Here is a 20652-nt window from a genome sequence, read left to right on the forward strand (position 1 = left end):
CACCCTGCAAAGCTTCGGCATTTGACTTGAAGTAGAACGATTTTCCGAAAGGCCCCAGATGACCGAAACCCGCTGCCCCTGGTGTGGCACCGACCCGCTTTATGTCTCGTACCACGATACCGACTGGGGCCGCCCCGAGCGCGACCCGCGGGCGCTGTGGGAAAAGCTGATCCTTGACGGATTCCAGGCCGGGCTGAGCTGGATCACCATCCTGCGCAAGCGCGAGAATTTCCGCGCCGCCTTCCACGGATTCCGCCCCGAGGTCATTGCCACCTGGGGCGAGGACGAGGTTGCCCGCTTGCTGGCAGACCCGGGCATTGTCCGCCATCGCGGCAAGATCGAAGGCACGCTCCGCAGCGCCCGCGCCTATCTTGAGATCGAGGCGAAGGAGGGGTTTTCGCCCTTCCTGTGGTCTTTCGTGGGCGGTGCACCCATTCAGTCGAACCTTGCCTCGATGTCGGATGCGTTGACCGAATCGCCTGAAAGCCGCGCCATGTCGCGGGCGCTGAAGGCGCGTGGTTTCACGTTCTGCGGACCGACCATCACCTATGCCTTCATGCAGGCGGTTGGCATGGTGAACGATCATCTGGTCACCTGTCCGGCCCATGCCGAATGTGCCGCGATGGCCTGAGAGCTGCCCCTTGGCGTTTTGGCGCCGAAGGATCATATAGACCGCAAACCGGGAACATGAGGACGACATGCTTGGACTTGGCGACAAACCCGCCGCGCCTGCCGCGACCGGCCTGATCAAGGACGGAACCGAGGCCACGTTCATGGCCGATGTCATCGACGCCTCGCGCGAGGTGCCGGTGATCGTTGATTTCTGGGCCACCTGGTGCGGCCCGTGCAAGACGCTTGGCCCCGCGCTTGAGGCGGCGGTGACCGCCGCCAAAGGCAAGGTGCGCATGGTCAAGATCGACGTGGACCAGAATCAGGCCATTGCCGCGCAGATGCGCATCCAGTCCATCCCCACCGTCTATGCCTTCTTCCAGGGTCAGCCGGTTGACGGGTTTCAGGGGGCGCTGCCGCCTTCGGAAGTAAAGAAATTCGTCGACAAGCTGGCGGCCATGGCGGGCGACGGCGGTCTGGCCGATGCGCTGGCCGCGGCCGAGGAAATGCTGGAACAGGGCGCCCTGGCCGATGCGATGGAAACCTTCGCCGCGATCCTGGGCGAAGAGCCGGAGAATGCTGCCGCCTATGCCGGCATTGCCCGTGCGCATCTGGCGGCCGGCAATCTTGATCAGGCCGAAGCCTTCCTGTCTGCCGCCCCCGCCGCATTGGCAAAGGCCAAGGAGGTTGAGGCGGCGAAGGCTCAGTTGGAACTGGCGAAGCAGGCTGCCAATGCCGGCCCCGAGGCCGATCTGCGCGCCGCCGTTCAGGCCGACCCGAACAATCATCAGGCCCGCTTTGACCTGGCCGTCGCACTGAACGCCGCCGGCAAGGTTGAGGAGGCGGTGGATGAACTGCTGGAGCTGTTCCGCCGCGACCGCGAATGGAACGACGGCGCCGCCCGCGCGCAGCTTTTCACCATCTTCGACGCGCTCAAGCCGCAAGACCCGATCGTGCTGAAGGGTCGCAGGCGGTTGTCATCAATGATCTTTGCCTGATCGCGGGGGCGGCCTATGTCTAAGCCGATGATCCAGGCCGCCGATCTTCCTGAGACGATCCCCGTCTTTCCGCTGCCCGGGGCGCTGCTGCTGCCCCGTGCGCGGCTTCCCCTGCACATTTTCGAGCCGCGCTATCTGGCGATGGTCGAGGACGCGCTGAAATCGCGCACGCGGCTGATCGGAATGATCTGCCCGCGCGATACCCCGAATGGGGAAAAGCGCCTGAACGCCATTGGATGCGCCGGCCGGATCACCGGCTTTTCCGAAACCGAGGATGGCCGCTACATGATCACCCTTTCGGGGATCTCGCGGTTTCGCGTGAAGGAAGAGGTGCAGGGCTTTACCCCCTATCGCCGCTGCGCGGTGGACTGGGCACCCTTCTCCCGCGACCTTGGCCTTGCCGAGACCGACCAAGGGTTCGACAGGTCTGAATTCCTGCAGATTCTTGGCCGCTACTTCGCCTCGCAGAAGCTGTCCTCCGATTGGGACAGCCTCAAGGAGGCCGAGCCCGAGCTTCTGGTGAACGCCATCTCGATGCTGTGCCCGTTTTCGCCCGAAGACAAACAGGCCCTGCTTGAGGCCCCCAGCCTGACAACCCGGCGTGAGACGCTTGTCACCCTGATCGAATTCGCGCTGCGGGGCGGTTCGGCCGAGGATCTGATCCAGTAATCCTGCGCCAACGCCGCCGACCCTGAAAGGACACCCCATGACTGACACCGTGACCGCCGACCGCCGGATGCTGGAATCGCTTGTCTGCCCGCTGACCCACGCCGTGCTGACCTATGATGCCGAACGCCAGGAACTGGTCTCGAAAGCCGTGCATCTGGCCTTTCCGATCCGCGACGGTATTCCGGTGATGCTGGTCAGCGAGGCGCGTCAGATCGGCTGATCAGGCGCGCATTGCGGCGGCCCGTTCACGGCGTCTGCTATTGGGGGAACCTTGGGAAGAATGGTGCCGCTGAAGGGACTCGAACCCCCGACCCCATCATTACGAATGACGTGCTCTACCAGCTGAGCTACAGCGGCATTCTTCCCTGTGAACCGGCGGCGGGCGCCGGTTCGGGCTGGCTCTTAGCACCCGTTGCGGGGCGTGTGTAGCCCTAATTTGAACGACGAACGATGTCGTCGGGCGGCAGGACAACCGCATCGTCGCTGGCATTGGGGATCAGCGCGGCTTCGGGCGGCAGGCCCACCAGCAGCGGCGACAGGTCAGCCGAGGCGGCGGTCTGAGATTGCCGCGTGGCAACGGGTTCGCGCCAGGTCAGCGTGTCGAACCCGCCGCAGGAGCTGCAGACCGGATTCCATTCCGATTGCACGCCCTGGCAGGTGTCACAGCACCATTGCGGCCCGCGCGATGCGGTCAGCGCCCGCGCCAGGATGCTGCGCACGGTCAGGTCATCGGCGCCGGTTCCGCGTTCCACGGCGGCCAGAATCGCCAGTGTCCGCTGTGTGGGGTGCGTCTCGGCCAGATCGCCAAGAACCTTGCGCGCGGCCTTGAAGTCTTCGGCCAGCAGCAGAAGCTCGGCATTGGTCAACCGGGTTTCCTCATTCTCGGGGCGCGAGGACAGCAGCGGCTTGAAGCGGCGCATCCGGGCGCCGGGGGATTCATCGGGTTCGATGGCGGCAAAGGCGGCGGCCAGATCGGGGTGCGGCTGGGCGTCCCAGGCCTTGCGCAGCACACGGGCCGCACCCTTCTTGTCGCCCTTTTCAACCAGCGCCCGCGACGCGATGACGGCGGCAGGAATCAGGTCGGGCGACATCTTGTTCGCCTCGATCGCGGCTTCGCGGGCCTCGATCGTGCTGCCTTCGTCCAGCACCACCTTTGCCTCTTGCAGTGCCAGCAGGGCATCGCGGCGGCGATAGACGCTGCGGGGCAGTTCCCCCGTCTTCAGCTTTTCGGACAGCGTGGCGCGGGCGCCTTTCCAATCGGCCTTTTCGGTTTGCAGCTTCAGCAGCACGTCCTGCGTTTCGGCATGACGTGGCCGCAGCGCCAGCGCCTTCTCTGCCAGCTTCAGCGCCGTGTCGGTATCGCCCGACACCAGTTTCTGCTTCATCAGGCCGCGCACGGCGACGAAGCGGGTCTTTTCCGATGACAGAAGCGCCCGATAGGCGGCCATCGCGGTCTTGCCGTCTCCCGCCGCCTCGGCCGCCTGCGCGGTGAGGAGGGTGGTCAGTTCGGGTTTCTTCAGCAGCTTCTCGGCGGTTTTGGCCCGGCTTAGCGCCAGCGACGGTTCACCCGAGGCCAGCGCGACCATGCCTTCGGTCAGCGCAGTGAAGCCGCGGCGTTCGCGGCTGCGGTCGAAATAGCGCGAGATGGCCGTTTCATCGCCGTTCAGGAAGCGGAACACCGCCCCCAGGAAAGCGGCCGCCTTGAGCAGCACCCACACCGCCACCACCAGCAGCACGGCGGCAATTGCGGCCTGCAACGGGCCGAAGGTGAATTCCTGCCCGAAGACCCAAAGGCGAACCTCGCCCCCGGTGTCCGAAAGCGTTCCGGCCAGAAAGGCCAGCCCTGCGATGGCCGCAAGGAAGATGACAACCTTGGCAAGAGACCAGAGCATCTGTTTCTCCTCAGGGCAATTTCAGGGTTGTCAGGGCATCGGTCGCGGCCAGATGGTCGCGGGCCAGCGCCATCCAATCGGCCATGGCCGCTTGGCCTTCGGGCGGCAGCGCGGCAAGTTCTGTCAGCGCATCCGCCACCTTGCCTTGCCGCAGCGCGCCTTCGGCCCGTGACAACACGGCATCGGGATCGCTGCCTTCGCGCGGGGTCAGCGAGCGGGCGCCGGTCTGCACCCGCAGGAAGGACCAGAGCCGGTCACCCAACCCCGCCCCCGCCTGTGCCCGCAACGAAGCCTCCAGCGCCGCGCGGGCCGGGTCTGCGAACCCTTCGGTCAGGGATGCAACTGTCGGAAGCCCGGTTTCTGCATATTTAGAGACGATTTCCGGCACCTGAACCTGCTCAAGCGCGGCCAGTTCACGCGCATAGGGCACGCCACTTTCTGCCGCCTGCCGCAGCGAGGACAGTGCGGTGGCCTGTGCTGCGGCCTGTTCCGCCGCGGCTTGTTCGGCGCGGATGCGTTCAGAGTTCGCCGCCTCCCAGGCGGCAAGTTCTTCCTTGGCAAGCTGACGCAGCGCTTCGGGATCGGCGGTTTCAGACGGCCTGGCCTTCAGCGCCGCCACCTCGGCCTTCATGGTTTCCAGGGCTGCGGTCAGACTTGCAATCGAGGCCTGCGAAACGCTGCCGTCGGATGCCTGTCCTGCCGCCGCCAGCGCGGTTTCCAGCGCGGCCACGCGCTTGGCCAGCACGGCAAGCTGATCGGGCAAGGCGGTGGCCGTTTCGGCGGTGGCAGAGACGCGCGATTCAAGCGCCGCCGTGGCGGTTGAGGCTTCGGTGCGCGCGGCCGAAATCGCGCTGTCCAGCGTTCCGGTCCGGTCGGTCAGATCGGTTCGCAGCGCGCCCATGTCGGCGGCCAGCTTGTCGAGTTGCGCCTTGATCGCGCCATCGTCGGCTGCGGGCCGTAGTTTCAGCACATCAAAATGCGACAGGCCGAAGCCGATGCCAGCGGCAAGTGCGCCCCCCAAAAGCGGCGCGATGAATCCAGCTTTTCGGGCTGGGGGCGCTGCTTTCTCCTTGGGGGGAGGGAGCGGTTCCGGCTTCTGCTCGGGCTCGGGCGAAACTTCCGGGCCGGCTTCCGGGATCGTAAGATCGTCATTGGGCATAGGACTGCATCCCCGGACTGGGCTGGTCACAGACTAACCGCTTGCCGTTGCAACCTTCAAGGCACCCGTGGCGAGATCACGCGGGAGATCGCCGCAATCATCGCGTGTGAATCGGGGCGGTCCGCAACCGTTGCCGCGCGAGCCAGATCGCCGGTCAGCGCCTGCGCGACATTGGCGCTCATCGCCACCGGCACCAGCCTTGCCCCAATGTTTTCAGGCAATGCCTGCTGGAACAAGCGCGCTGTCCGGGGCGAAAACAGCGGCACGATCACCGGGCCGGGTGCCCCGATCACGGCCAGCGCTTCGGGTGAGAGGGCCAGGGCCCGCTGGGCGTAGACCACTGCCTCGGTCACAGGGCGGCCCGGCAGCAGCGACAACAAGTCGCCGGCCCGATCCTGCCCGTGCAGGTAAAGAAGCGGCCCTTTGTCGGGCTGCGAGAGAATCAGCGACGCCAGATCCTGCACGGCGCCGGCCGCCGATTCTGCCGCGAAGCCTGCCGCGGTTGCGGCGGCGGCGGTGCGGTCACCCACACAGAAGGCCAGCGAAGGCAGCGCCCAGCCCTGGCCGCGCAGCCGGACGGCGGCCCGCACGCCCGGCTCGGACGTCAGCACAACGGCCGCGAAAGGACCGGGGGGACGGTCGGGTGTCAGTGCGACTTCTTCCATCAGCGGGCAGCACAACGGGGCGACCGCCCCGCCCAGAGCAGCCGTCAGTTCGGCGGCAAAGCGCGTGGCTTGTGGCTCGGGGCGGGTGATCAACACCGGGATTGCGGATTGTCTGGCCATGCCCCCGATGTTACCTGCGGGGAACAGGGGGCCACAAGCGCGACACATGGACCACGGGCTGACTTTCCTTGGCATCGAGACAAGCTGCGACGACACCGCCGCCGCGGTGGTGCGGCGGCTGTCCGATGGCGGGGCGCTGATTCTGTCCTCGGTCGTGGAGGGGCAGGCCGAACTGCACGCGGCCTTTGGTGGCGTGGTGCCGGAAATCGCCGCCCGTGCCCATGCGGAAAAGATCGACCACGCGGTCGAGGCCGCGCTTTCCGCCGCCTCGGTTTCGCTGGCCGATCTGGACGGCATTGCCGTGACCGCAGGGCCGGGGCTGATTGGCGGGCTGCTGTCCGGGCTGATGCTGGCCAAGGGCTTGGCCGCGGCCACGGGTCTGCCCATGGTCGGGGTGAACCATCTGGCCGGCCATGCGCTGACCCCCCGGCTGACCGATGCGGTTGCCTATCCCTATCTGATGCTGCTGGTTTCGGGCGGGCATTGCCAGTTTCTTGCGGTCGAGGGGCCCGAGACGTTTCATCGTCTTGGCAGCACCATCGACGATGCGCCGGGCGAGGCCTTCGACAAGATCGCCAAACTTCTGGCCCTGCCGCAGCCTGGCGGGCCGCATGTCGAACGCGAAGCGGCGCTGGGTGATCTGGCCCGCTTCCGCTTTCCCCGCCCGCTGCTGGACCGGCCGGGGTGCGACCTGTCGTTCAGTGGGCTGAAGACCGCGGTCCTGCGCGCGCGGGATGAGATCATCGCGCAAAAGGGCGGGCTGACCGTGCAGGACCGCCGCGACCTTTGCGCCGGGTTCCAGGCGGCGGTGGCGGATGTTCTGGCCGAAAAGACCCGCCGCGCCTTGGCGGCCTTTCCCGCGCCGGTCATTGCGGTGGCGGGCGGTGTCGCCGCAAACGGGGCGATCCGCGCCCGGTTGCAGGCGGTGGCCGATCAGGCCGGGGCGCGGTTTCTGGCCCCGCCCCTGAAGCTGTGTACCGACAATGCCGCGATGATCGCCTGGGCCGGGATCGAGCGGCACCTGGCTGGTGGGGTGGACGATGCAACGCTGTCCGTGCGGTCGCGCTGGCCGCTGGATGCGGCGGCGGTGCCGTTGATCGGTTCGGGCAAGCGGGGGGCCAAGGCATGATCGGGGTGGCCGGCGCAGGCGCGTTCGGAACGGCGCTGGCCGTGGCCTTTGCCCGCGAGGGGTTGCCGGTACGGCTGTGGGGTCGCGATCCCGGCCTTGCGACGCGCCGTGAAAGCCCGCGCCTGCCGGGGGTGACCCTGCCGCCAAGGATTGAGGTGGTCGAAACCGTCTCTGACCTTGCCCAAAACGGCCCTGTCCTGCTGGCCATGCCGATGCAGGCGCTGCGCGAATTTCTGGCGGCGGAGGGCCAGCCGTTGTTGGCCTCGGACCTGGTGGCCTGCTGCAAGGGCATTGATCTGACCACCCTGCAAGGCCCGGCCGAAGTGATTGAGGCTGCGGGCGCGCGTGGCGCGCGGGCGGTTCTGACCGGCCCCAGCTTTGCCGCCGACATTGCCCGTGGCCTGCCCACCGCCCTGACGCTGGCCTGCGCCGGCCCGCAGGCGCAGGCGATCCAGGTGGCGCTGTCAACCGCCACGCTGCGCATCTACCGCACCGAAGATGTGGTTGGGGCCGAACTGGGGGGCGCGTTGAAGAACGTGATCGCCATCGCCGCCGGCGTGGTGATCGGCGCTGGCCTGGGCGACAGCGCCCGCGCTGCGCTGGTGACCCGTGGCTATGCCGAGATGGGGCGTTTTGCCCTGGCGCTTGGCGCGCGGGCAGAAACGCTGGCCGGGTTGTCGGGGCTGGGCGATCTGCTGCTGACCTGCACCTCGGCCCAGTCGCGCAATTTTGCGCATGGCGTGGCGCTTGGCGCAGGCCGGGTGCCGCCACAGGCCACGGTCGAAGGCGTGGCCACGGCGCGGGCCGCTGTCCGGCTGGCCGGGGCGCGCGGAATCGACATGCCGGTCGCGGCCATGGTGGCACGGCTGGTGGCAGGCGAAATCGGGGTGGCAGAGGCGGTCAAGGCGCTGATGTCCCGCCCGCTGAAACAGGAGTGAACCCATGCGCGTGGCATTGATCTGCATCGACAAGCCGGGGCACCTTGAGGTGCGCAAGACCAACCGTGACGCCCATCTGGCCTATATCGAGGCCAGCGGCGTGGTTGAAATGGCCGGCCCGTTCCTTTCGCCGACCGGCGAGATGGTCGGATCTTTGGTCATTCTCGACGTTGGCCGGCTGAGCGACGGCGAGGATTGGGCGGCGGCAGATCCCTATGCGATGGCCGGTCTGTTCCAAAGCGTGGAGATTAGGGAATGGAAGAAGGTGATCGGGTGAACCGCTGGCTGTTCAAATCCGAGCCTGACACCTGGAGCTGGGACCAGCAGGTCGCCAAAGGCGCCGAGGGCGAGGAATGGCACGGCGTTCGCAACTATCAGGCCCGCAACAACATGCGGGCCATGAAGGTGGGCGATCTGGGGTTCTTCTACCACTCGAACATTGGGAAAGAGATCGTCGGCATTGTCGAGGTCTGTCGCGAAAGTCAGCCCGACAGCACCACCGACGATCCCCGCTGGGATTGTGTGATGATCCGCGCCGTCCGACCGTTTCTGCGGCCGGTCACGCTGGAAGATTGCAAGGTTGCGCCGGGGCTTGAGGCGATGGTGCTGGTCAACAGCAGCCGTCTGTCGGTGCAGCCCGTCAGCCCCCGGGAATGGGAGATTGTCTGCCGGATGGGCGGGGTTGACCCCTGACGCGACGACATGGGGAAACGGAGGGTCCGCACCCCTGCGGAACCCTCCATTCACCCCACATGCGCCCCGAACGCTGCATGTCATCTGACAAGGTTTCGGACGGTTCTGCCCAAGGCCGGAACCTTGCCGCAGGGCAAGCCTGTGCCGCAACCGAAAAGCCGCGGGCATTTTAGGCGATGCCGGTCAGTGGCGGGTGTCGGGCAGGAAGAACGCGGCCAGCCCCAGCAGGGGCAGGAAGGCGCAGATTCGGTAGACGGCGACGATGCCCCAATGATCGGCCAGAACGCCCAGCAGGGCGGCACCGATGGCGGCGATGCCGAAGGCCACGCCAAACATCATTCCGGCCACCATGCCGGTTCGCAGGGGCATCAGATCCTGCGCATAGACAACCATTGCCGGAAAGGCCGAGGCCAGCACAAGGCCCGCCAGTGCCGCGCACAGGATCGAGGGAACCAGCGGCAGCCAGGGCAGGGCCAGCGCCAGCGGCAGGATGCCAAGGATGGACCACAGGATCACCCGGCGGCGGCCGATGCGGTCTCCGATCGGGCCGCCGATGATGGTGCCGGCTGCCACCGCGGCCAGGAAAACGAAAAGGCAAAGGTTGGCCTGCGCCTTGGTCAGGGCAAAGTGCTCGATCAGATAGAAGGTGTAGTAGCTGGAGAAACTGACCGAATAGACGAACTTCGAGACCATCAGCACGACCAGCAATGTCATGCCCCGGCGGACGGTGCCGGGGTCTGGGGCCGTTGCGGCGGCGCGGGCCTTGCGATGGGCGGCGCGGCCCGCCCCGACCGACTGATACCAGCGGCCGATGGCATAAAGCACCAACATCCCCGCCAGGGCCACGGCGGCGAACCATTCAATCGAAAGCTGACCACGCTCCAGCACGATGAAGGCGGCGGCAAGCGGGCCAAGGGCAGAACCGGCATTGCCGCCGACCTGAAACACCGATTGCGCAAAGCCGGGGCGCATACCGGCCGCCAGCCGGGCAATGCGAGAGGCCTCGGGATGGAAGATCGCCGAGCCCAGCCCGATCAGCGCAACGGAACACAATACCATGGCGAAACTGGCGGCATGGGCCAGAAGGACAAGGCCCGCGCCGGTTGAGGCCATGCCGGCCGACAGCGCATAGGGCAGCGGACGGCGGTCGGTGTATAGCCCGACCAGCGGTTGCAGGATTGAGGCCGTGCCCTGAAAGACCAGCGTGATCAGCCCGATCTGCGTGAAGCTGAGCGCGAGGTTGTCCTTGAGCAGCGGATAGGCCGCCGGGATCAGCGACTGCATCAGGTCATTCAGGAAATGCCCCAGCGACACGCCCAGAATGACCGGAACGACGGTGGTCTCGTGCGGGGCAGTCCGGGATTGCAGGGTCATGGCGGGCCTTCAGACAGGAAACGGGCGGCACCATGGCCGCCCGTTCCGCGATTGGCAATCGCTGCTGCGTGAATGCAGCTTATTTGTAAACGGCTTCCTTACCGAAATGCTTGACCAGCATGTAGTAGAACGGCGCGCGATATTTGTTGCGCTCGGACTTGCCGTAGGTTTCCACCACGGCCTTGATGCCTTCCATCAGCGCCGGGCTGTCGGACAGGCCAAGCTTCTTGATCAGAAAGTTGTTCTTGATCCGCTCCAGTTCTTCGGGATCGGAGGCGGCAACAGTCTGGGCGTCGTTGTCATAGATCGACGGGCCGCAGCCGATGGTAACCTTGGTGAGAAGGTCCATATCCGGCGTCATCTTGCACTTGTTCTTCAGATCGTCTGCGTATTTCGCAATAAGTTCGTCTCTTTTACCCATCTTACACTCTCCCATGGCGCGTTCGCGCGCCAGTTTGTCACCAACAAATCGGATAGCAAGGCCATACCGTCCGGCGATAGGGGAAAATTCCGGGGGCCGTGTCAACACCGGCCCCCGGAAATGCGGCACAACCGGGCGTCAGAACCGGATTTCACCGCCGATATAGGCCGACCGGCCGGGGCCGGAACTGTCGGTCGCCGCCCAAGGGGTGTAAAGTTCATCGGTGAGGTTCGACACCTTGGCGTTGACCGAGAAATTCTCGGCCACGTCATAGCTGGCGAAGATGTCGATGGTCTTGTACGAGCCGCGGTTCGTATCGGTTTCAAAGGCAATCGCGGCCGGGCCGTTGCTGTTGTAGACCAGCGTGGTCCCCACCGTCAGCGCGCCGTCCAGGAAGTGGCCGGCCAGCGTGGCGCTGATTGTGTTCTCGGGTTGCAGGCGGCCGCCCCCGTAAGACCCCTTGCTGTGCGCCCAGGCCAGGATGGCCGAGAAGCGGTCGGATTCGTAACCCAGTTCCAGCTCAAGCCCGCGGGTGCGGACGGTTTCGTCGATGTTGACAAACTGCATACCGGCGCCACCGGCGGTGGTCTGGGCGATGATGAAGTTGTCGACATCAAGGTCGAAATAATTGATCCGGGCCTTGAGCGCGTCATCGGCACGGAAGATGCCGTCGCGGGTGATGTTCACGCCAAGCTCGTAGCCTTCCGAAACCTCGGGTTCGAGGGCAAGGTTGCCGATATAGCCGAAGCCGTGAATCGACGGATCGCCGCCGCCAAGGAAGGTTTCCTGCGCCGTGGGCGCGCGGGTGCTGCGATAGACCGAAACATAAGGCTGGAAGGTGTCGTTGATGCTGTAGGCCAGTGACAGCTTGGGGTCGAACGAGCTGTGCGAGATCTTGAAATATTCGCTGCCGACGGTTGTGTCGAGATCATAGTCGGAATAGCGGAACCCCAGCATCACCTCGAACGGGCCGTTGGTGAAGGTGTTTTCCGAAAAGACTGCGGCGCGGTCGGTGTTTCCTCGCACCGGGTTCACCCCGGTCAGAGACCCCGAGGCGTTCTGCTGGCCACCCAGCTTGTCGCGCGAGATCTCGAAGCCGTTGGTCGAGGTCAGGGTCCAGTCACCCAGGGCCGCGGTCGAGACGTTCTTGACATCAAGCCCAAGCGTCTCAGTCTCCATCACCCGGCCAAGGGCCGAGCCGAAGCCGGAAACGTGCCGGTGGGTGGTGGTGCCGGAATAAAGGTTGCCGGTCAGGTTGATCAGGTCGCCGGTCGAATAGGTGAAGCCCAGGCTGTAGATGTCATTGCTGACTTCGTGGTTGTAGGCTGCCAGCGTGACCGGGGGCATACCGGGGGCAAAGCTCATACGATAGGCCGAGGCATAGTCGGTGTCGTAGGATATGGCCAGGAAGTTGACCTTCAGCGCCTCCGACACCTGATAAGCGCCGCGCAGCATCAGCGAGCCGCCCTTTTGCGCCGTATCGTCCACCTTGTCGCCCGCCCCGTTCACATAGGCGTCAAGGTCGCGGCTGGAGGCGGCAAAGGCCAGTTCCAGCGGGCCGCGGACCATGCCCACGGCGGCCATGCCGGCAAAGCCTTCGCCGTTGTCGCCATAGCGCAGGCGGACCATGCCGCCGGTGCCTTCGCCATCGCGCACCAGATCGGTGGCGGTGATCATGCGGAAGTTGACGCTGCCGGTCAGGCCGCCCCCCGTCAGCGAAGCGCCCCGGGTGATGTCGATTGCCGACAGCAGCAGCGGATCGACATAGGCAAAACCGTCGGCGGTGTTGTGCGCCGTGAAGCGGAAGTTCTGCGGGACGCCTTCGATGGTGGTGCTCACGCGTGATCCGCCAAGACCGCGGATTGCCACCGCCACGCCCGCCTGGCCTGCGTTCATCAGGGTGCTGGCGCCGGGTGTCTGGCGGACAACTTCATCCAGAGTGACGATGCCGCCGTGGCCGGTGATCGCATCGCCTTCCAGGGTTGAGCTGTTTTCACCGGCATAGACCGGGGTTCCGTCGGCGCTGTAGCCGATGATGATGCGGCCAAGGTGCAACGGCGTTTCGGTCTCTTGCGCCAAGGCCGGCGCGGCAAACAGCACAAGGCCGGCAAGCGCGGCTGAAGCGCGGTCGAGGGGGGATGTCATGGCTCCCAGTTCCTTCTTCGGGGCGCGCGTCATGCGCGCCGGTCCTGTCGGACGGGCCTGGCTGGAACAGGTCGCAAGATGCGCAGGCCAGCGGCAGCCGATCCGGGTTGATCCGGCTGCTGGCTGTCTTGGGGCGCGCGCGGGGCGCCCTGAACGCTGGCATGGGTAGGGGTTCCCTGCCGCAGCGGATGGGATGAGTCAACTATTTTTGTCGGGAATTATTTCGCCCTGTCTGCTGCTGTTGCGCAGAGGTGACAAAACGCACAAAGGGCGCCCGTGGGGGCGCCCTTTGCCTTGGCCGTTTTGGGCGAGGTATCAGTAGCGGTAATGGTCGGCCTTGAACGGGCCTTCGACATTCACGCCGATATAGGCGGCCTGATCGGGCTTCAGCTCGGTCAGCTTCACACCGATCTTCTTGAGATGCAGGCGCGCCACCTTTTCATCCAGCGCCTTGGGCAGGATATAGACGCCTGGGGCATAGTCCTTGCCTTTGGTGAACAGCTCGATCTGCGCCAGCACCTGGTTGGTGAAGCTGGCCGACATCACGAAGGACGGGTGGCCGGTGGCGTTGCCAAGGTTCAGCAGGCGGCCTTCGGACAGAAGGATGATGCGGCTGCCCGACGGCATCTCGATCATGTCTACCTGGTCCTTGATGTTGGTCCACTTGTGGTTCTTCAGCGCGGCGACCTGAATTTCGTTGTCGAAGTGGCCGATGTTGCCGACGATGGCCATGTCCTTCATCGCGCGCATATGCTCGATGCGGATCACGTCCTTGTTGCCGGTGGTGGTGATGAAGATGTCGGCGGTGGCGACTTCATCTTCCAGCAGGGTCACTTCATAGCCGTCCATCGCGGCCTGCAGCGCGCAGATCGGATCGACTTCGGTCACCTTCACCCGGGCACCCGCACCGCGCAAGCTGGCGGCCGAGCCCTTGCCCACATCGCCATAACCGCAGACGACGGCAACCTTGCCGGCCATCATGGTGTCGGTGGCGCGGCGGATGCCGTCCACCAGCGATTCCTTGCAGCCGTACTTGTTGTCGAACTTCGATTTGGTCACGCTGTCGTTGACGTTGATCGCCGGGAAGGGCAACTGGCCCTTCTTGTGCAGTTCATACAGCCGGTGGACGCCGGTGGTGGTTTCTTCCGAAACGCCCTTGATCGCGGCGCGCTGCTTGGTGAACCAGCCGGGGCTGGCGGCAAGGCGCTTGCGAATCTGGTTGAACAGACAAACTTCTTCGTCGCTGGTCGGAACGGCGATCAGGTCGGTCTCGCCGGCTTCGACCCGCGCACCCATCAGGATGTACAGCGTGGCATCGCCGCCATCGTCGAGGATCATGTTGCAGGTGCCACCTTCGCCGCCGAACTGGAAGATGCGGTCGGTGTAATCCCAGTACTGCTCCAGCGATTCACCCTTGATGGCGAACACCGGCGTTCCGCTTGCGGCAATGGCGGCGGCGGCGTGATCCTGGGTCGAAAAGATGTTGCACGAAGCCCAGCGGACATCGGCGCCAAGGGCCTTGAGCGTTTCGATGAGCACGGCGGTCTGCACGGTCATGTGCAGCGACCCGGCGATGCGGGCGCCTTTCAACGGCTGCGACGGACCGAATTCTTCGCGGCAGGCCATCAGGCCCGGCATCTCGGTTTCGGCGATGGTCAGTTCCTTGCGGCCGAAGTCCGCAAGCGCGATGTCCTTGACGATGTAATCGGCCATGCCTGGTGCCGCTCCTGTAAAGTTCGATTTCGGTCCGCCCTTTATCATTCCCGGCCGAAGTCGGCAATTGCCGGGCGGGTGCCGTATCGGCGCCATCCTCCACTTTGGGGCATTCTGGAGCATACCCATGCCTTGTGCCGGGCCATGTTGCTGCGTTAGCTCTTGTCGAAACTCCCGCAGGGCGGGCCGGGCGCGGTGGCGCGGCAACCAGGAGGTGGCGGCATGTCGGCTGGACAGAAACTGCGCAAGGCGCTGGTGCTGTGTGTGGATCAGGCCTATGTGCCCTTCGCGCTGTTTCTTGTCAGCCAGATTGACCGGCTGAGCCCCGGACGGGATTTCGATATCTGCCTTGTCAGCGATGCACAGCTGAATCTGCCCCCGGCTTTTGATGATCTGCGGTTGCGCCTGATCGGGCCGGTCGATGACCCGGCCTATCTGGCGCTGGAAAACAGCAATCTGCCACGATCCACCTACCTGCGCCTCTGGATGCCGTATCTGTTGGCGCAGGACTATGACCGGCTGGTCTATCTGGATGCCGACATGTTCGCCGAATGCGGCGATTGGTCGGCCTTGTTCGAGGTGGATCTGCGGGGAAAGGCGCTGGCAGCGGTGCGCGATGTGCAGCAGTGGCGCAAGCCGGACCGCAAGGTGTTTGAGTTCGCGGCGGCGGGGCGCGATAGCAAGCGCTATTTCAACGCCGGGCTGATGGTGATCGACCCGGCAGTCTTTGTCGCGCAAGATCTGCGCGACCGCTGCCTTGCGCTGGGGCAGGCACAGCCCGAACTTGCGCGGCACCATGACCAGTCGCTGCTGAATCTTGTGCTGGACGGCGCTTGGGCCGAGCTTTCCCCGGTGTGGAACTGGCAATGGCCGCTGAAGCAACCGCTGTTCACGGACTGGGCGGCGCCAAATCTGGTGCACTTCATCGGCCATCTGAAGCCTTGGAACGACGGGCGCGGTTTGTATCCGGCGCGTTTTCAGAAGGCCTATGCCCGCTTCATGGGGCGGCACTTCCCGGACGGGCCCCAGATCGTGACGCCAGAATCGTCGCTGCTGCGGTCGGGGCCGCGCAGCCTGCGGATGGCGTTGCAGTTCCTGGCCTTCCGGCCTGCGCTGCTGCGCTACCTGGACCGCTTTTCCGATCCGCTGGCCACAGTCTGACACTGGCCATGTGGCCCGGGCGTGCGTATGACCAAGGGCAGAGCCCGCCCTGATCAACCGAAACGCCCCGGACCTGCCCGATGAAGAAACCCGCGCGTGCCTGGCAACGCATGCTGTCCGGCCGCAGGCTGGATCTGCTGGACCCGACCCCGGTGGACATCGAGGTTGAGGACATTGCGCATGGGCTGGCCTTTGTCGCGCGCTGGAACGGCCAGACGCGGGGCGATTGGGCCTATTCGGTGGCCGAACATTCGTTGCTGGTGGAAGAGCTGTTCACACGCGCAAATCCCGGGGTTGCGGCGCGCTGGCGATTGGCGGCGCTGCTGCACGATGCCCCGGAGTATGTGATCGGTGACATGATCAGCCCGGTGAAGGCGGCAATCGGGCCCGACTATGGTGCATTGGATGAACGGCTGACCGCTGCAGTACACCTGCGGTTCGGACTGCCCGCTGCCTTGCCGGTGCCCATCAAGAAACAGATCAAGGCAGCCGACAAGGTTTCGGCCTGGCTTGAGGCGGTTCAGATCGCGGGCTTCACCATGGCCGAGGCCGACCGTTTCTTCGGCAAGCCCGATGCGGCGCTGGTGCGCGGCCTGGCGATCCGGCTGCGTCCGCCCGCAGAGGTGCGGGCGGAATATGTGCAGCGTCATGCGGATTTGCTTGCCGCCTGCGGCTGACGGTCAGTCGCGGCCCCCGGTGGTGGCCATCCACCGGCGCAGCTTTTCGCGCTCCCGCTCGGGGTCCGTTCGCCGTGTCTGTTCATCGGGCCGCAGCAGATCACCGCGCGTGGCGATGAGCAGGGCATCTGCGAAGAGTGATAACATGTCCTTCTCCTTTCACGCTTGTCTCTAGGGCCTTTTGTAAGCAATTCTGGGCCAAAGTCCCACTCAGCAATTTTTCCATATTGTTAGGTCAGCTAACAGATGACAGTCGCCTGGTCCCGCTTGCCCCCGCTGTCTGCGCTGCGTGCCTTTCATGCCGTGGCCGAAGGCGGCGGCTATTCGCAGGCAGCGCGGGCGCTGAACGTGACCCATGCCGCCGTAGCCCAGCAGGTGCGCACGCTTGAGGGATTGATGGGCGTGGCGCTGGTGATGCGGCACGGGCGCGGCATGGCGCTGACGGCCGAGGGCGCCGATCTGGCGCGGGCATTGTCAGAAGGCTTTGGTGCCATCCAGACCGGGGTTGAGGCGCTGAAAGCCGCAGGCGCGGCCCGCCCGGTGCGGATCACCCTGACGCCCAGCTTCGCGTCACAATGGCTGATGCCCCGGCTCAAGGAATTCTGGAAGCTGCATCCCGACATTGCGCTGTCGCTGCACCCCGACGCCCGCGTTCTGGATCTGCGGCGCGACGGAATGGATATTGGCCTGCGCTATGGCAATGGCGATTGGCCCGGCGTTGAGGCCAGGTTCCTTGCCCCGGCGCGAATGGCCGTGGCCTGCGCGCCGGATTTGCTGTCGGGCCGAAATACACTGACGGTCGAAGAAATGCAGCGCATGGACTGGCTGCTGACGCAGGATTGGCCAGAGCAGGAGAATTACCTGAAAAGTCTGGGCCTTGATCCACAACGCTTGAGTCGAACCGAATTCCCTGGCGAGGAATTGTCGCTTGCGGCGGCCCGGCAAGGATTGGGGCCGATTGTGGAAAGTCTGGCGCTGATGGAGGAAGATATCAGCACAGGAAGGCTTGTGCTGCTTCACGACAGCCGCACACAGTTGCCGGCCTATTTCGTGGTGACTCCGCCCGGGCCGCAACGATCTGCGGCGCGGGCGTTTCTCAAGTGGCTGTTTGCGGCAGCCTGACGATCAGATCGCCATGTCTTCCGGGCGCTTGCCCTTGGCCAAAGCCTCGGCGAACCAGCGTGGCTTGCGGCCGCGGCCCGTCCAAGTATCGGCCGGATTGGCCGGATTGGCGTATTTTGCCGATGAAGGGGTGCGTTTGCGGGCAACCGGCGTTCCGGTCAGCTCTTCCAGGGAAAAGCCAAGTTCGCGGGCTTTTTCATGAAGTTCCGCGAGGGCCTTCTTCTTGACCCGATCTTCAAAGGACGCAATCGCCTTTGCGACCTGCGATTGAATGTCTTTCAGCTCTTTAAGCGAGAGCGAGTGAAAGTCAATACTCATACAAAAACCTCCCATGACGGCATGCCAGATGCGATATGACAGACAGAAAGCTGCCGCAATGGCAATAGTCTTATTTCGGGCTGCGCTTTGCCAGAATACGCTGCAGAGTTCTGCGGTGCATGTTCAGCCGGCGTGCCGTTTCGGAAACATTGCGATCGCACATTTCATAAACGCGCTGAATGTGTTCCCAGCGAACACGGTCTGCCGACATCGGGTTTTCCGGCGGGGCGGGCAAGGTTTCACCGCGGGCCAGAAGCGCGTTCATCACATCATTGGCATCGGCGGGCTTCGACAGGTAATCAATGGCGCCGATCTTGACGGCGGCCACCGCCGTGGCGATCGCGCCATAGCCCGTCAGCACGACGATGCGGCAGTCGGGCCGCCTTTCGCGCAGCAGTTCGACCACGTCCAGACCATTGCCGTCCTCAAGCCTCAGGTCGACAACCGCATAGGCCGGCGGGCGGTTTTGCGCGATCAGCTTTCCCGCGGCAACGCTTTCGGCGGTTTCGGGAAGAAAGCCCCGCTTCTCCATCGCCTTGGCCAGGCGCTTGACGAAAGGCTCGTCATCATCAACCAGAAGGAGCGACCGGTCCGCACCCAGTTCGGCTTGCATGTCTTCGGCCATTGACGAACATCCTCTCTAACGTGTGCGGACAAGCGTAAAGATAAAGCTCACAAGCGTCAATTTGACTGAGCGGCTGCCTCCAGGAAGCAGCGAACGCCTTGGGCCCGCTGTTCAGCAGGGGTGTCATGCTTGAAAAAATCCATAAAGCCAAGCCCCGGCAGGACGAGATAGGTGAAAGCCGAATGATCCACGAGATAAAATTCGGGATCGCCATCCTGCTTCTTGAAATAGGCGCGGTACGCCTTGGCGGCCGCCGCAACCTGTTCATCCGAGCCGGTCAGGCCGATCGCGCGTGGGTGGATGTTGCTTGCGAAGTCGCCAACCACCTTGGGCGTGTCGCGGCCCGGGTCGACCGAGATGAACACGAGGTTCACCAATTGCCCTTCTTCTTCCAGAATATCGGCAGCTTCCGCGTTCAGCGACATGTCCAGCGGGCAGACATCCGGGCAGAAGGTATAGCCGAAATAAACCAGCGTCGGCGCTGTGATCACATCAGTATCGGTGACGGTCTTGCCGTCCTTGTCAACCAGGGTGAACGGCCCGCCGATATCGGCGGCGGACTGGCCTGCGCGGCATTGGGCGAAGGCATCCGTCGGTCTTGGCCAGAAGGCGTAACCGGCCATCGCCCCAAGGGCGGCCACCGTCGCGACCGCTGCCATACCCGCAAATACCTTTGACATTTCACCCTACTCCGATCGGACTTGCCATTGATCGCGCCACGGCGCGCCCTTAACAAGGGCAAAATCAGTCATACCGGTTGGGCGGACATGCAACAAGACGGCAGTCTGGGCTTTCACTCCGAGGAGGACCGCAGCAACTGGGTGCGCCTGCGCACGCTGATCCTGCTGCGCTGGATGGCGATTGCCGGCCAGTTGGCCGCCATCACCGTTGCCGACAGGTTCTTCGAACTGCAGTTGCCGCTGGGCCTGTGCTACCTTGCGGTTGGGACCTCGGTCATTGCGAACACGGTCTCATCTTTCGTCTTTCCCGAAAGCAAGCGCCTGACCGAGTTCGAGGCGCTGCTGATGCTGCTGTTCGATCTGACGCAGTTGTCTTTCCTGATCCTGGTGACCGGCGGCCTGACAAACCCTTTCGCGCTGCTTATTCTGGCGCCCGTCACCATTTCCGCCAGCGCGCTGGGGTTGCGAACAACTCTCTTTCTGGGTGCAATGGCGGTGCTTTACATCTCGGTCACCGCCTTCGTGAATGTTCCGCTGCGAATGGCGGACGGCACGGAATTGACAGTGCCGCCAATTTTCGAATTCGGGTATTGGCTGGCAATCGTTGTCGGTATTGTCTTTCTGGGGCATTACTCGCGTCGTGTAGCCACCGAAATGCGCGCCATGGCAGATGCCCTGCTGGCAACGCAGATGGCCCTGTCACGCGAACAGAAGCTGACGGATCTGGGGGGGGTGGTGGCCGCCGCCGCGCATGAGCTTGGCACGCCTCTGGCGACGATCAAGCTGGTCAGCAGCGAGCTGATGCAGGATCTGGACCAGTCTTCCGAACAATATGAAGATGTGCGGCTGATCCGCGAACAAGCCGACCGCTGCCGCGACATCCTGCGCAGCATGGGCCGGGCCGGAAAGGACGATCTGCAACTGCGCCAGGCCCCCCTGGGCGCCGTTCTGCGCGAGGCGGCGGAGCCACATGCAGAACGTGGCAAGGAGCTGATCTTCAACTTTCAGCCGGGGCCGGGCGGGGCAGACCGGCAGCCTACGGTGCTGCGCCGGCCGGAAATAATTCACGGGCTGCGCAACCTGATTCAGAACGCGGTGGATTTCGCGCGCACCACGGTCTGGGTTGATGCCGAGTGGACCGACCGCACTGTTCTTGTCCGCATTGTCGATGACGGAGAGGGGTATCCGCAGAACGTGATTGGCCGGATCGGCGATCCGTTCGTGCGGTCGCGCCGGTCTGAACAGGATCTCAGCAAGCGGCCCGAATATGAAGGCATGGGGCTGGGCCTGTTCATCGCCAAGACCCTGCTGGAGCGGTCCGGTGCAACGCTGAGCTTTGCCAACGGTGCCGATCCCTTCCTTGCGCCGGAAGAGCGCCCTGAACGCTGTGGCGCCGTGGTCGAGGCGGTCTGGGCGACGACCAGCCTTCTGGCCTCGACCACACCGATCGGGGCGCAGAACGCCACGTTCGACCATTGATCCCGGCCCTGTAGGCCGAAACGCGGTTAACCCTGCGTTAACCGAGAGGGCTTTAGTCTGGCAGC

Annotated in this window: 23 protein-coding genes and 1 tRNA gene; 12 read left to right on the forward strand and 12 right to left on the reverse strand. The window is 64.5% G+C overall.

Annotated elements, in window-relative coordinates; all coding sequences use genetic code 11:
- Positions 1–58: 58 nt before the first annotated feature.
- From C5F44_RS01595 to C5F44_RS01610, 4 genes are all read left to right on the forward strand, one after another.
- The gene (locus C5F44_RS01595; RefSeq protein WP_107671732.1) at positions 59–631 is read left to right on the forward strand and encodes a DNA-3-methyladenine glycosylase I; all 573 of its coding nucleotides are present in this window, start codon (positions 59–61) and stop codon (positions 629–631) included.
- Positions 632–698: 67 nt separating this feature from the next.
- Positions 699–1607 carry a thioredoxin gene (trxA, locus tag C5F44_RS01600; RefSeq protein ID WP_107671733.1) on the forward strand — a complete coding sequence of 303 codons (909 nt, stop codon included), beginning with the start codon at positions 699–701 and terminating at the stop codon, positions 1605–1607.
- A 27-nt stretch (positions 1608–1634) separates the two neighbouring features.
- Positions 1635–2276, forward strand: a complete 642-nt coding sequence (locus C5F44_RS01605) for an LON peptidase substrate-binding domain-containing protein (protein ID WP_107671734.1) — start codon at positions 1635–1637, stop codon at positions 2274–2276.
- A 37-nt stretch (positions 2277–2313) separates the two neighbouring features.
- Entirely contained in the window at positions 2314–2496 is a 183-nt protein-coding gene (locus tag C5F44_RS01610) for a Trm112 family protein (RefSeq protein WP_107671735.1), read from the forward strand.
- Between the two features lie 61 nt (positions 2497–2557).
- Here the strand turns inward: C5F44_RS01610 and C5F44_RS01615 are convergent.
- The 4 genes from C5F44_RS01615 to C5F44_RS01630 form a co-directional block, all read right to left on the reverse strand.
- Positions 2558–2633: transfer RNA gene (locus C5F44_RS01615), tRNA-Thr, on the reverse strand.
- A 74-nt stretch (positions 2634–2707) separates the two neighbouring features.
- Entirely contained in the window at positions 2708–4168 is a 1461-nt protein-coding gene (locus tag C5F44_RS01620) for a heme biosynthesis protein HemY (protein WP_107671736.1), read from the reverse strand.
- 10 nt (positions 4169–4178) lie between these two features.
- Positions 4179–5189: a COG4223 family protein gene (locus tag C5F44_RS01625; protein ID WP_107671737.1), complete on the reverse strand. Its 1011-nt coding sequence runs from the start codon at positions 5187–5189 to the stop codon at positions 4179–4181.
- Positions 5190–5383: 194 nt separating this feature from the next.
- On the reverse strand, positions 5384–6085 hold the full coding sequence (locus C5F44_RS01630; protein WP_181318144.1) for a uroporphyrinogen-III synthase: 702 nt from the start codon (positions 6083–6085) through the stop codon (positions 5384–5386).
- A 73-nt stretch (positions 6086–6158) separates the two neighbouring features.
- On the opposite strand from C5F44_RS01630, the gene tsaD reads away from it, so the two are divergent.
- The 4 genes from tsaD to C5F44_RS01650 are packed head-to-tail and all read left to right on the forward strand — an operon-like array spanning position 6159 to position 8872.
- Entirely contained in the window at positions 6159–7241 is a 1083-nt protein-coding gene (tsaD, locus tag C5F44_RS01635) for a tRNA (adenosine(37)-N6)-threonylcarbamoyltransferase complex transferase subunit TsaD (protein WP_107671845.1), read from the forward strand.
- A complete protein-coding gene (locus C5F44_RS01640) occupies positions 7238–8179 on the forward strand; it encodes an NAD(P)H-dependent glycerol-3-phosphate dehydrogenase (protein ID WP_107671739.1) in 942 nt (313 codons plus the stop codon). The genes tsaD and C5F44_RS01640 overlap by 4 nt, the downstream gene beginning before the upstream one ends.
- Before the next feature lie 4 nt (positions 8180–8183).
- Positions 8184–8456: a YciI family protein gene (locus C5F44_RS01645; protein WP_107671740.1), complete on the forward strand. Its 273-nt coding sequence runs from the start codon at positions 8184–8186 to the stop codon at positions 8454–8456.
- Positions 8435–8872 (forward strand): EVE domain-containing protein, encoded by a 438-nt coding sequence (locus tag C5F44_RS01650; protein WP_412917516.1) that lies wholly within the window; start codon positions 8435–8437, stop codon positions 8870–8872. The genes C5F44_RS01645 and C5F44_RS01650 overlap by 22 nt, the downstream gene beginning before the upstream one ends.
- 183 nt (positions 8873–9055) lie before the next feature.
- On the opposite strand, the gene C5F44_RS01655 is transcribed toward C5F44_RS01650, so the two are convergent.
- From C5F44_RS01655 to ahcY, 4 genes are all read right to left on the reverse strand, one after another.
- Positions 9056–10246, reverse strand: a complete 1191-nt coding sequence (locus C5F44_RS01655) for an MFS transporter (RefSeq protein ID WP_107671741.1) — start codon at positions 10244–10246, stop codon at positions 9056–9058.
- 79 nt (positions 10247–10325) lie between these two features.
- A complete protein-coding gene (locus C5F44_RS01660; RefSeq protein ID WP_107671742.1) occupies positions 10326–10667 on the reverse strand; it encodes a DUF2853 family protein in 342 nt (113 codons plus the stop codon).
- A 138-nt stretch (positions 10668–10805) separates the two neighbouring features.
- Positions 10806–12812, reverse strand: a complete 2007-nt coding sequence (locus C5F44_RS01665; protein ID WP_181318145.1) for a TonB-dependent receptor domain-containing protein — start codon at positions 12810–12812, stop codon at positions 10806–10808.
- Between the two features lie 315 nt (positions 12813–13127).
- The gene (ahcY, locus tag C5F44_RS01670) at positions 13128–14525 is read right to left on the reverse strand and encodes an adenosylhomocysteinase (RefSeq protein ID WP_107671744.1); all 1398 of its coding nucleotides are present in this window, start codon (positions 14523–14525) and stop codon (positions 13128–13130) included.
- Positions 14526–14747: 222 nt separating this feature from the next.
- Here ahcY and C5F44_RS01675 point away from each other — a divergent pair, with 222 nt between their 5' ends.
- Both C5F44_RS01675 and C5F44_RS01680 read left to right on the forward strand, forming a co-directional pair.
- Entirely contained in the window at positions 14748–15686 is a 939-nt protein-coding gene (locus C5F44_RS01675; protein ID WP_107671745.1) for a glycosyltransferase family 8 protein, read from the forward strand.
- A gap of 80 nt (positions 15687–15766) precedes the next feature.
- Positions 15767–16363, forward strand: a complete 597-nt coding sequence (locus tag C5F44_RS01680) for an HD domain-containing protein (RefSeq protein WP_107671746.1) — start codon at positions 15767–15769, stop codon at positions 16361–16363.
- A 3-nt stretch (positions 16364–16366) separates the two neighbouring features.
- Here the strand turns inward: C5F44_RS01680 and C5F44_RS17900 are convergent, their stop codons facing one another.
- Positions 16367–16510: a hypothetical protein gene (locus C5F44_RS17900; protein WP_164681933.1), complete on the reverse strand. Its 144-nt coding sequence runs from the start codon at positions 16508–16510 to the stop codon at positions 16367–16369.
- A gap of 120 nt (positions 16511–16630) precedes the next feature.
- On the opposite strand from C5F44_RS17900, the gene C5F44_RS01685 reads away from it, so the two are divergent.
- The gene (locus C5F44_RS01685; protein ID WP_181318146.1) at positions 16631–17485 is read left to right on the forward strand and encodes a LysR family transcriptional regulator; all 855 of its coding nucleotides are present in this window, start codon (positions 16631–16633) and stop codon (positions 17483–17485) included.
- A gap of 3 nt (positions 17486–17488) precedes the next feature.
- On the opposite strand, the gene C5F44_RS01690 is transcribed toward C5F44_RS01685, so the two are convergent.
- The 3 genes from C5F44_RS01690 to C5F44_RS01700 all read right to left on the reverse strand — a co-directional run bounded on the left by C5F44_RS01690 (position 17489) and on the right by C5F44_RS01700 (position 19108).
- Entirely contained in the window at positions 17489–17803 is a 315-nt protein-coding gene (locus C5F44_RS01690) for an H-NS histone family protein (RefSeq protein WP_107671748.1), read from the reverse strand.
- Positions 17804–17873: 70 nt separating this feature from the next.
- Complete coding sequence (locus C5F44_RS01695) at positions 17874–18428, reverse strand: ActR/PrrA/RegA family redox response regulator transcription factor (RefSeq protein ID WP_107671749.1); 555 nt, start codon at positions 18426–18428, stop codon at positions 17874–17876.
- Positions 18429–18484: 56 nt separating this feature from the next.
- Positions 18485–19108, reverse strand: a complete 624-nt coding sequence (locus tag C5F44_RS01700) for an SCO family protein (protein ID WP_107671750.1) — start codon at positions 19106–19108, stop codon at positions 18485–18487.
- Positions 19109–19195: 87 nt separating this feature from the next.
- On the opposite strand from C5F44_RS01700, the gene regB reads away from it, so the two are divergent.
- Positions 19196–20587: a sensor histidine kinase RegB gene (regB, locus tag C5F44_RS01705; RefSeq protein WP_107671751.1), complete on the forward strand. Its 1392-nt coding sequence runs from the start codon at positions 19196–19198 to the stop codon at positions 20585–20587.
- Positions 20588–20652: the final 65 nt, after the last annotated feature.

This window comes from Fuscovulum blasticum DSM 2131 (assembly GCF_003034965.1).
GTDB classification, from domain to species: Bacteria; Pseudomonadota; Alphaproteobacteria; order Rhodobacterales; family Rhodobacteraceae; genus Pseudogemmobacter; species Pseudogemmobacter blasticus.

What these genes read in the sequence shown, in the direction of transcription:
- C5F44_RS01595 (WP_107671732.1), top strand. Translation starts at nt 59, where the DNA reads ATGACCGAAACCCGCTGCCCCTGGTGTGGCACCGACCCGCTTTATGTC.
- trxA (WP_107671733.1), top strand. Translation starts at nt 699, where the DNA reads ATGCTTGGACTTGGCGACAAACCCGCCGCGCCTGCCGCGACCGGCCTG.
- C5F44_RS01605 (WP_107671734.1), top strand. Translation starts at nt 1,635, where the DNA reads ATGATCCAGGCCGCCGATCTTCCTGAGACGATCCCCGTCTTTCCGCTG.
- C5F44_RS01610 (WP_107671735.1), top strand. Translation starts at nt 2,314, where the DNA reads ATGACTGACACCGTGACCGCCGACCGCCGGATGCTGGAATCGCTTGTC.
- C5F44_RS01620 (WP_107671736.1), bottom strand. Translation starts at nt 4,168, where the DNA reads ATGCTCTGGTCTCTTGCCAAGGTTGTCATCTTCCTTGCGGCCATCGCA.
- tsaD (WP_107671845.1), top strand. Translation starts at nt 6,159, where the DNA reads ATGGACCACGGGCTGACTTTCCTTGGCATCGAGACAAGCTGCGACGAC.
- C5F44_RS01640 (WP_107671739.1), top strand. Translation starts at nt 7,238, where the DNA reads ATGATCGGGGTGGCCGGCGCAGGCGCGTTCGGAACGGCGCTGGCCGTG.
- C5F44_RS01645 (WP_107671740.1), top strand. Translation starts at nt 8,184, where the DNA reads ATGCGCGTGGCATTGATCTGCATCGACAAGCCGGGGCACCTTGAGGTG.
- C5F44_RS01650 (WP_412917516.1), top strand. Translation starts at nt 8,435, where the DNA reads ATGGAAGAAGGTGATCGGGTGAACCGCTGGCTGTTCAAATCCGAGCCT.
- C5F44_RS01655 (WP_107671741.1), bottom strand. Translation starts at nt 10,246, where the DNA reads ATGACCCTGCAATCCCGGACTGCCCCGCACGAGACCACCGTCGTTCCG.
- C5F44_RS01660 (WP_107671742.1), bottom strand. Translation starts at nt 10,667, where the DNA reads ATGGGTAAAAGAGACGAACTTATTGCGAAATACGCAGACGATCTGAAG.
- C5F44_RS01665 (WP_181318145.1), bottom strand. Translation starts at nt 12,812, where the DNA reads ATGACATCCCCCCTCGACCGCGCTTCAGCCGCGCTTGCCGGCCTTGTG.
- ahcY (WP_107671744.1), bottom strand. Translation starts at nt 14,525, where the DNA reads ATGGCCGATTACATCGTCAAGGACATCGCGCTTGCGGACTTCGGCCGC.
- C5F44_RS01675 (WP_107671745.1), top strand. Translation starts at nt 14,748, where the DNA reads ATGTCGGCTGGACAGAAACTGCGCAAGGCGCTGGTGCTGTGTGTGGAT.
- C5F44_RS01680 (WP_107671746.1), top strand. Translation starts at nt 15,767, where the DNA reads ATGAAGAAACCCGCGCGTGCCTGGCAACGCATGCTGTCCGGCCGCAGG.
- C5F44_RS17900 (WP_164681933.1), bottom strand. Translation starts at nt 16,510, where the DNA reads ATGTTATCACTCTTCGCAGATGCCCTGCTCATCGCCACGCGCGGTGAT.
- C5F44_RS01690 (WP_107671748.1), bottom strand. Translation starts at nt 17,803, where the DNA reads ATGAGTATTGACTTTCACTCGCTCTCGCTTAAAGAGCTGAAAGACATT.
- C5F44_RS01695 (WP_107671749.1), bottom strand. Translation starts at nt 18,428, where the DNA reads ATGGCCGAAGACATGCAAGCCGAACTGGGTGCGGACCGGTCGCTCCTT.
- C5F44_RS01700 (WP_107671750.1), bottom strand. Translation starts at nt 19,108, where the DNA reads ATGTCAAAGGTATTTGCGGGTATGGCAGCGGTCGCGACGGTGGCCGCC.
- regB (WP_107671751.1), top strand. Translation starts at nt 19,196, where the DNA reads ATGCAACAAGACGGCAGTCTGGGCTTTCACTCCGAGGAGGACCGCAGC.